Annotated in this window: 7 protein-coding genes; all 7 read left to right on the plus strand. The window is 60.8% G+C overall.

Translation table 11 applies throughout. The annotated features are described in order from the left end of the window. Positions 1-2,002: DNA gyrase C-terminal beta-propeller domain-containing protein (locus ACIQY3_RS34055; RefSeq protein WP_403029017.1), on the plus strand; the 2,002-nt coding region annotated here is incomplete at its 5' end. Positions 2,003-2,233: 231 nt separating this feature from the next. Next, positions 2,234-3,319 carry a 3-phosphoserine/phosphohydroxythreonine transaminase gene (gene serC / locus ACIQY3_RS34060; protein ID WP_163913117.1) on the plus strand — a complete coding sequence of 362 codons (1,086 nt, stop codon included), beginning with the start codon at positions 2,234-2,236 and terminating at the stop codon, positions 3,317-3,319. After that, positions 3,319-4,413, plus strand: a complete 1,095-nt coding sequence (pheA, locus tag ACIQY3_RS34065; RefSeq protein WP_028620536.1) for a prephenate dehydratase — start codon at positions 3,319-3,321, stop codon at positions 4,411-4,413. The genes serC and pheA overlap by 1 nt, the downstream gene beginning before the upstream one ends. Positions 4,414-4,423: 10 nt before the next feature. Continuing rightward, complete coding sequence (gene hisC, locus ACIQY3_RS34070) at positions 4,424-5,536, plus strand: histidinol-phosphate transaminase (RefSeq protein ID WP_403029023.1); 1,113 nt, start codon at positions 4,424-4,426, stop codon at positions 5,534-5,536. A gap of 28 nt (positions 5,537-5,564) precedes the next feature. Further along, on the plus strand, positions 5,565-7,772 hold the full coding sequence (locus ACIQY3_RS34075; RefSeq protein ID WP_403029030.1) for a bifunctional prephenate dehydrogenase/3-phosphoshikimate 1-carboxyvinyltransferase: 2,208 nt from the start codon (positions 5,565-5,567) through the stop codon (positions 7,770-7,772). After that, a complete protein-coding gene (gene cmk / locus ACIQY3_RS34080) occupies positions 7,769-8,458 on the plus strand; it encodes a (d)CMP kinase (RefSeq protein ID WP_054051914.1) in 690 nt (229 codons plus the stop codon). Before ACIQY3_RS34075 ends, cmk begins: the two co-directional genes overlap by 4 nt. A gap of 119 nt (positions 8,459-8,577) precedes the next feature. After that, positions 8,578-8,916: S1 RNA-binding domain-containing protein (locus ACIQY3_RS34085; RefSeq protein WP_403029027.1), on the plus strand; the 339-nt coding region annotated here is incomplete at its 3' end.

Here is an 8,916-nt window from a genome sequence, read left to right on the forward strand (position 1 = left end):
GATCATCAACGGTCGCGCCGGTATCATCGAAGCCTACCGCACCGGTCGCGGCCGCATTTACATGCGCGCCCGCTCGATGATCGAAGTCATCGCCAATGTCGGTGGTCGCCAGCAGATCGTCATCACCGAACTCCCTTACCAGTTGAACAAGGCCCGTCTGATCGAGAAGATCGCCGAGCTGGTTAAAGAGAAGAAGCTGGAAGGCATCACCGAACTGCGCGACGAGTCCGACAAGGACGGTATGCGCGTCGTGATCGAGCTGCGTCGTGGCGAAGTGCCTGAGGTGATCCTCAACAACCTCTACGCCCAGACCCAGCTGCAAGCGGTGTTCGGTATCAACATTGTTGCGCTGATCGACGGCCGTCCACGGATCCTGAACCTCAAGGACCTGCTGGAAGCCTTCGTCCGTCACCGTCGCGAAGTCGTGACCCGTCGTACCGTGTTCGAGCTGCGCAAAGCCCGCGAACGTGGCCACATCCTCGAAGGTCAAGCGGTTGCCCTGTCGAACATCGACCCGGTCATCGCCCTGATCAAGGCTTCGCCGACGCCGTCGGAAGCCAAGGAAGCGCTGATCAAGACCGCGTGGGAATCTTCCGCTGTGGTCGCGATGGTTGAGCGTGCCGGTGCCGACTCGTGCCGCCCAGAGACCCTGGACCCGCAATACGGTCTGCGCGAAGGCAAGTACTTCCTGTCGCCGGAACAGGCGCAAGCCATTCTGGAACTGCGCCTGCACCGTCTGACCGGTCTGGAACACGAGAAGCTGCTGGCCGAGTATCAAGAGATCCTCAACCAGATCGGCGAACTGATCCGCATCCTCAGCAGCGCCACGCGCCTGATGGAAGTGATCCGCGAAGAGCTGGAAGTGATCCGCGCCGAATACGGCGACGTGCGCCGCACCGAAATTCTCGATGCCCGTCTCGACCTGACCCTGGGTGACATGATCCCGGAAGAAGAGCGCGTCGTGACCATCTCCCACGGTGGCTATGCCAAGACCCAGCCACTGGCTGCGTACCAGGCCCAGCGTCGTGGCGGTAAAGGCAAATCGGCCACCGGCGTCAAGGATGAGGACTACATCGCTCACCTGCTGGTCGCCAACAGCCACACCACGCTGCTGCTGTTCTCCAGCAAAGGCAAAGTGTACTGGCTGAAAACCTACGAAATCCCGGAAGCCTCCCGCGCTGCCCGTGGTCGTCCGCTGGTCAACCTGCTGCCGCTGGACAGTGATGAATACATCACCACCATGCTGCCGGTCGACGAATACACCGAAGGTCACTTCATCTTCATGGCGACCGCCAAAGGCACCGTGAAGAAGACCCCGCTGGAATCCTTCAGCCGTCAACGCAGCGTCGGCCTGATCGCGCTGGAACTGGATGAAGGCGATGTGCTGATTTCTGCTTCCATTACCGATGGCAGCCGCGAAGTCATGCTGTTCTCCGACGGTGGCAAGGTGACTCGCTTCAAGGAAACCGACGTTCGCGCCATGGGCCGTACGGCTCGCGGTGTTCGCGGCATGCGTCTGCCGGAAGGCCAGAAGCTGATTTCCATGCTGATCCCGGAAGAAGGCAGCCAGATTCTCACGGCTTCGGCCCGTGGTTACGGCAAGCGTACGGCGATCACCGAGTTCCCTGAGTACAAGCGTGGCGGTCAGGGCGTTATTGCCATGGTCAGCAACGACCGTAACGGCCGTCTGGTCGGTGCAGTCCAGGTACTCGACGGCGAGGAGATCATGCTGATTTCCGACCAGGGCACCCTGGTTCGTACCCGTGTCGACGAAGTTTCCAGCCTGGGTCGTAACACCCAGGGCGTGACCCTCATCAAATTGGCCAGCGACGAAACGCTGGTCGGTCTGGAGCGGGTCCAGGAGCCTTCGGAAGTCGAGGGCGAAGAGCTCGAAGGTGAAGAGGGCGAAGAAGGTGCAGTGTTCGAGGGTGAGGTCGTGATCGACGACGTTGCCGACGACCAGCAACTCGACGCCGCAGCCGACGAAGAACCGCAGGAATAAGCGGACAAGCAGGGGGCGGATGAAGATTCGCCCCCTTGTTGTTTGTCCGGTATGAAATATCGACACCCACGACGATCCCTTGTGGGAGCGGGCTTGCTCGCGAAGACGGGCTGACATTCACTATAGATGTCGCCTGTCACACCGCTTTCGCGAGCAAGCCCGCTCCCACATGAGGTCTGTGTCGACTGATTATTTATTGCGTGATACCACCAAATCAGAGCGAGATTGGATGTGAGCAAGAGAGCCTATAACTTCTGTGCCGGTCCTGCGGCGCTTCCTGAAGCTGTCCTGAAGCGCGCTCAGGGTGAACTCCTTGATTGGCACGGCAAGGGCCTGTCGGTCATGGAAATGAGCCATCGCAGCGATGAGTTCGTGTCCATTGCCACCAAGGCCGAGCAGGATCTGCGTGATCTGCTGAATATCCCCTCGAACTACAAAGTGCTGTTCCTGCAAGGCGGCGCCAGCCAGCAATTTGCCCAGATTCCCCTGAACCTGCTGCCTGAAGGCGGCTCTGCCGACTACATCGACACCGGTATCTGGTCGCAGAAAGCCATCGAAGAAGCATCGCGCTACGGCCACGTCAATGTTGCCGCGACCGCCAAGCCTTACGATTATTTCGCCATCCCCGGCCAGAACGAATGGAACCTGTCGAAAGACGCGGCCTACGTTCACTACGCGCCGAACGAAACCATCGGCGGCCTGGAATTCAACTGGATCCCGGAAACCGGCGACGTTCCGCTGGTAGCCGACATGTCTTCGGACATTCTGTCGCGTCCGGTGGATATCTCGCGTTTCGGCATGATCTACGCCGGTGCCCAGAAAAACATCGGCCCGAGCGGCATCCTGGTGAACATCGTGCGCGAAGACCTGCTCGGTCACGCCCGCTCCCTGTGCCCGACCATGCTCAATTACAAGGTCGCGGCCGATAACGGCTCGATGTACAACACCCCGCCGACCCTGGCCTGGTACTTGTCGGGTCTGGTATTCGAGTGGCTGAAAGAGCAGGGTGGTGTCGAGGCCATCGGCAAGCTCAATGAAGTCAAACAGCGCACGCTGTACGATTTCATCGACGCCAGCGGCCTGTACAGCAACCCGATCAACAAATCGGATCGCTCGTGGATGAACGTGCCGTTCCGCCTGGCCGACGATCGCCTGGACAAGCCGTTCCTGGCCGGCGCCGACGAGCGCGGCCTGCTGAACCTCAAGGGGCACCGCTCCGTGGGCGGCATGCGCGCCTCCATCTATAACGCCGTCGACATCGTTGCGGTCAACGCATTGATTTCGTACATGGCAGAGTTCGAGAAGGAACACGGCTAATGTCTGAGCAAGAACTCAAGGCACTGCGCGTTCGCATTGATGCCCTGGACACCAAAGTCCTGGAGCTGATCAGCGAGCGTGCACGCTGCGCCCAGGAAGTTGCGCGAGTAAAGATGGCCTCGCTGGCCGAAGGCGAAGTGCCGGTGTTCTATCGTCCTGAGCGCGAAGCTCAGGTGCTCAAGCGCGTGATGGAGCGTAACCAGGGGCCGCTGGGCAACGAAGAGATGGCGCGGTTGTTCCGCGAAATCATGTCCTCGTGCCTGGCGCTCGAGCAGCCGCTGAAAGTGGCTTATCTCGGCCCTGAGGGCACTTTCACCCAAGCCGCAGCCATGAAGCATTTCGGCCACGCGGTGATCAGCAAGCCCATGGCGGCGATCGACGAAGTGTTCCGTGAAGTGGCAGCCGGTGCGGTGAATTTTGGCGTGGTCCCGGTGGAAAACTCCACCGAAGGCGCGGTCAACCACACCCTCGACAGCTTCCTGGAACATGACATGGTGATCTGTGGCGAAGTCGAGCTGCGGATCCACCATCACCTGTTGGTCGGCGAAAACACCAAGACCGACAGCATCAGCCGCATCTATTCCCACGCCCAGTCCCTGGCCCAGTGCCGCAAGTGGCTGGACGCCCATTACCCGAATGTCGAGCGCGTGGCGGTGTCCAGCAACGCCGAAGCGGCCAAGCGGGTCAAGGGTGAGTGGAATTCGGCGGCGATTGCCGGCGACATGGCTGCAGGCCTGTACGGGTTGACCCGTCTGGCGGAGAAAATCGAGGATCGCCCGGACAACTCCACGCGCTTCCTGATGATCGGCAGCCAGGAAGTGCCGCCGACCGGCGACGATAAGACGTCGATCATCGTCTCCATGAGCAACAAACCCGGCGCGCTGCACGAGCTGCTGGTGCCGTTCCACGACAACGGTATCGATCTGACACGCATCGAGACCCGTCCGTCGCGCAGCGGTAAATGGACCTACGTGTTCTTCATCGACTTCGTCGGCCATCACCGCGATCCATTGATCAAAGGTGTGCTGGAAAAGATCAGTCAGGAAGCAGTAGCACTCAAAGTGCTGGGTTCCTACCCGAAAGCAGTTCTCTAAGGGGTAGCAAATGAGTGGTGACTTCCTCGCTCTGGCACAGCCGGGCGTACAACAACTTTCGCCGTACGTTCCGGGCAAGCCTGTGGACGAACTGGCGCGCGAGCTGGACATCGATCCGGCAAAAATCGTCAAACTGGCCAGCAATGAAAACCCGCTGGGCGCCAGTCCCAAGGCATTGGCCGCGATTCGCGAAGAATTGGCCGAACTGACCCGATACCCGGACGGCAACGGTTTTGCGCTCAAGACCTTGCTGGCGGAGCAGTGCCGCGTCGAACTCAATCAAGTGACGCTGGGCAACGGTTCCAACGACATTCTGGAGCTGGTTGCCCGCGCGTATCTGGCGCCAGGCCTGAATGCCGTGTTCAGCGAACATGCGTTCGCGGTCTATCCGATCGTAACCCAGGCCGTAGGTGCTGAGGCGCGGGTTATTCCTGCCAAAGACTGGGGTCATGATCTGCCGGCCATGCTGGCCGCAATCGATGCCGACACCCGCGTTGTGTTCATCGCCAACCCGAACAACCCGACCGGGACCTGGTTCGGCGCCGAAGCGCTGGACGAATTCCTGCAGGACGTACCGGCCCATGTGCTGGTGGTGCTGGACGAGGCCTACATCGAATACGCCGAAGGCAGCGACTTGCCGGATGGCTTGGATTTCCTCGCGGCTTATCCGAACCTGCTGGTTTCGCGCACGTTCTCCAAGGCCTATGGCCTGGCGGCGTTGCGGGTCGGTTATGGTTTGTCCACCGCTGTGGTCGCCGACGTGCTGAACCGCGTGCGCCAGCCATTCAACGTCAACAGCCTGGCCCTGGCCGCGGCGTGCGCGGCGTTGCAGGATGCCGAATACCTGGCCGAAAGCCGTCGCTTGAACGAAGCCGGCATGCTGCAGCTGCAAGCGGGTTTTCGTGAGCTGGAGCTGAGCTGGATTCCGTCCAAAGGCAACTTTATCTGCGTCGATCTGGGGCAGGTCGCTGCGCCGGTCTTCCAGGGTTTGCTGCGCGAAGGCGTGATCGTGCGTCCGGTGGCCAATTACGGCATGCCGAACCACTTGCGCATCACCATCGGTCTGCCGGCCGAGAACAGCCGCTTCCTTGAGGCGCTGACCAAGGTTCTGGCTCGTGGTTGATGTCACTGCACTGCAATCTGCTGAACCTATGATCGGGCGCCTGGTGGTGGTCGGTCTGGGGTTGATCGGTGGTTCGTTTGCCAAGGGTTTGCGCGAAAGTGGCCTGTGCCGCGAAGTGGTCGGGGTCGATCTCGATCCGCAGTCGCGCAAACTGGCGGTTGAGTTGGGCGTGGTGGATCGCTGCGAAGAAGACCTGGTCGCTGCTTGCCAGGGCGCTGACGTGATCCAGCTGGCCGTGCCGATCCTCGCCATGGAAAAAATGCTCGCCCGTCTGGCCGGCATGGACCTGGGGCAGGCGATCCTGACCGACGTCGGCAGTGCCAAGGGCAATGTGGTGCGCGCAGCCACTGAAGCCTTCGGCGGCATGCCGGCGCGTTTCGTGCCGGGGCATCCGATTGCCGGTTCCGAGCAGAGCGGGGTGGAAGCCTCCAATGCCGAGCTGTTCCGTCGCCATAAAGTGATTTTGACGCCGCTGGATCAAACCGATCCGGCAGCGCTGGCCGTGGTCGACCGTTTGTGGCGCGCTTTGGGCGCCGATGTCGAGCACATGCAGGTCGAGCGCCACGACGAAGTGTTGGCGGCAACCAGCCATTTGCCGCACTTGCTGGCGTTCGGTTTGGTCGACTCGTTGGCCAAGCGCAATGAAAATCTTGAGATCTTCCGTTACGCTGCGGGCGGTTTTCGCGATTTCACAAGAATTGCGGGTAGCGACCCGGTCATGTGGCACGACATCTTCCTCGCCAACCGCGAAGCTGTCCTGCGCACACTCGATACATTTCGCAGCGACCTCGACGCCTTGCGCGACGCGGTCGATGCAGGGGATGGGCACCAATTGTTGGGCGTATTCACTCGCGCCCGGGTTGCCCGCGAACATTTCAGTAAAATCCTGGCCCGCCGGGCTTATGTGGACGCTATGAACTCCAACGACCTGATTTTCCTGGCACAACCTGGTGGCCGCCTGACTGGGCGGATTCGTGTACCGGGCGACAAATCGATTTCCCACCGCTCGATCATGCTCGGCTCCCTGGCCGAAGGCACCACCGAAGTGGAAGGTTTCCTTGAGGGCGAAGATGCCCTGGCGACCTTGCAAGCCTTCCGCGACATGGGTGTCGTGATCGAAGGTCCGCACCACGGTCGTGTAACCATTCACGGCGTCGGCCTGCATGGTCTGAAGCCTGCACCGGGCCCGATCTACCTGGGCAACTCCGGCACGTCGATGCGTCTGCTGTCCGGCCTGTTGGCGGCGCAGGACTTCGACAGCACCCTGACCGGTGATGCCTCGCTGTCCAAGCGTCCGATGAATCGCGTGGCCAACCCGCTGCGTGAAATGGGTGCCGTGATCGAGACCGCTGCTGAAGGTCGTCCACCGATGACCATTCGCGGCGGCAACAAACTCAAAGGCCTGACCTACACCATGCCGATGGCCAGTGCCCAGGTTAAATCCTGCCTGCTGTTGGCAGGGTTGTACGCCGAAGGCAAGACCACCGTCACCGAGCCTGCACCGACCCGCGATCACACCGAGCGCATGCTGCGTGGCTTCGGCTACCCGGTGACCGTCAACGGCGCTACGGCGTCGGTCGAGTCCGGCCACAAGCTGACCGCGACCCACATTGAGGTGCCGGGCGACATCTCGTCGTCGGCGTTCTTCTTGGTGGCCGCGTCGATCGCCGAAGGTTCGGAGCTGGTGCTCGAGCACGTCGGCATCAACCCGACCCGTACCGGCGTGATCGACATCCTGCGCCTGATGGGTGCCGACATCACCTTGGAAAACCAGCGTGAAGTGGGCGGCGAACCTGTGGCTGACCTGCGCGTGCGGGCAGCTAAACTCAAAGGTATCGAGATTCCCGAGGCGCTGGTTCCGCTGGCCATCGACGAGTTCCCGGTGCTGTTCGTGGCGGCGGCCTGTGCCGAAGGGCGCACGGTACTGCGTGGGGCTGAAGAGCTGCGAGTCAAGGAGTCGGACCGGATTCAGGTCATGGCTGATGGCTTGCTGGCACTGGGCGTCAAATGCGAACCGACCCCGGACGGCATCATCATCGACGGCGGCCTGATTGGCGGCGGCGAAGTGCACGGTCACGGCGATCACCGGATTGCGATGGCGTTCAGCGTGGCTTCGTTGCGCGCCACGGCACCGATCCGCATCCATGACTGTGCCAACGTCGCGACCTCGTTCCCGAATTTCCTGGCGCTGTGCGCGCAGGTCGGTATCCGTGTTGCACAAGAGGCTCAGTCGTGATTATCAAGCCACCGGTCATCACCATCGACGGACCCAGCGGTTCGGGCAAGGGCACTATTGCCGGGATCCTGGCCAAGCGTCTGGGCTGGTGCCTGCTGGATTCGGGTGCGCTGTATCGTCTGCTGGCGTTCGCGGCGCGCAATCATGGCGTCGACCTGACCAACGAAGAGTCGCTGAAACTGCTGGCCGCTCATCTGGATGTGCAGTTCGTCGGCGCGACGGAAGGGCATCCGCAGCGAATCATTCTCGAAGGTGACGATGTCACCGATGATCTGCGCAACGAGCAGGTTGGCGCCTGGGCTTCCCAAGTCGCCGCGCTGCCGGCGGTGCGCGATGCGCTGCTCCAGCGCCAGCGGGCGTTCCAGGAACCGCCGGGCCTGGTGGCCGATGGCCGCGACATGGGCACGGTGGTATTTCCCGATGCGCCACTGAAGATATTCCTCACTGCCAGTGCCGAGGAGCGTGCGCGCCGTCGATACTTGCAGTTGAAGGGCAAAGTCGATGGTGTTAGTCTGTCGAGTCTGCTAGATGAGATACGTGTCCGCGATGAGCGTGACACCCAGCGAGCGGTAGCCCCGCTTAAACCGGCGGCTGACGCCATACAGCTGGATTCCACGGAATTATCCATCGATCAGGTGCTGGAACGCATCATGAGCGAGATCGCCATTCGCGATATCGCCGGGTGACAAGAAGCTGCGCAGGGGACCAGTCATAGTCTTGCGCTGCTTCTTCTAATGAACGTAACCCACGTCGTCTGGGATGTGGAGATGGGCGTATCCTTCGCCCTTATTCAACAGGAATTAAAATGAGCGAAAGCTTTGCGGAACTCTTTGAAGAAAGCCTAAAAACCCTGAACCTTCAGGCAGGCTCCATCATCACCGGTGTTATCGTTGATATCGATTACCAAGCTCGCTGGGTAACCGTTCACGCTGGCCTGAAGTCTGAAGCACTCATCCCGCTTGAGCAGTTCTACAACGATGCTGGCGAACTGACTATCAACGTCGGTGACGAAGTTCACGTTGCTCTGGACTCGGTTGAAGACGGCTTTGGTGAAACCAAGCTGTCCCGTGAAAAAGCCAAGCGCGCTGAATGCTGGATTGTTCTGGAAGCAGCCTTCGCAGCCGAAGAAGTGGTCAAGGGCGTT

It is taken from the genome of Pseudomonas sp. NPDC096950, from assembly GCF_044762525.1.
Classification (GTDB): domain Bacteria; phylum Pseudomonadota; class Gammaproteobacteria; order Pseudomonadales; family Pseudomonadaceae; genus Aquipseudomonas.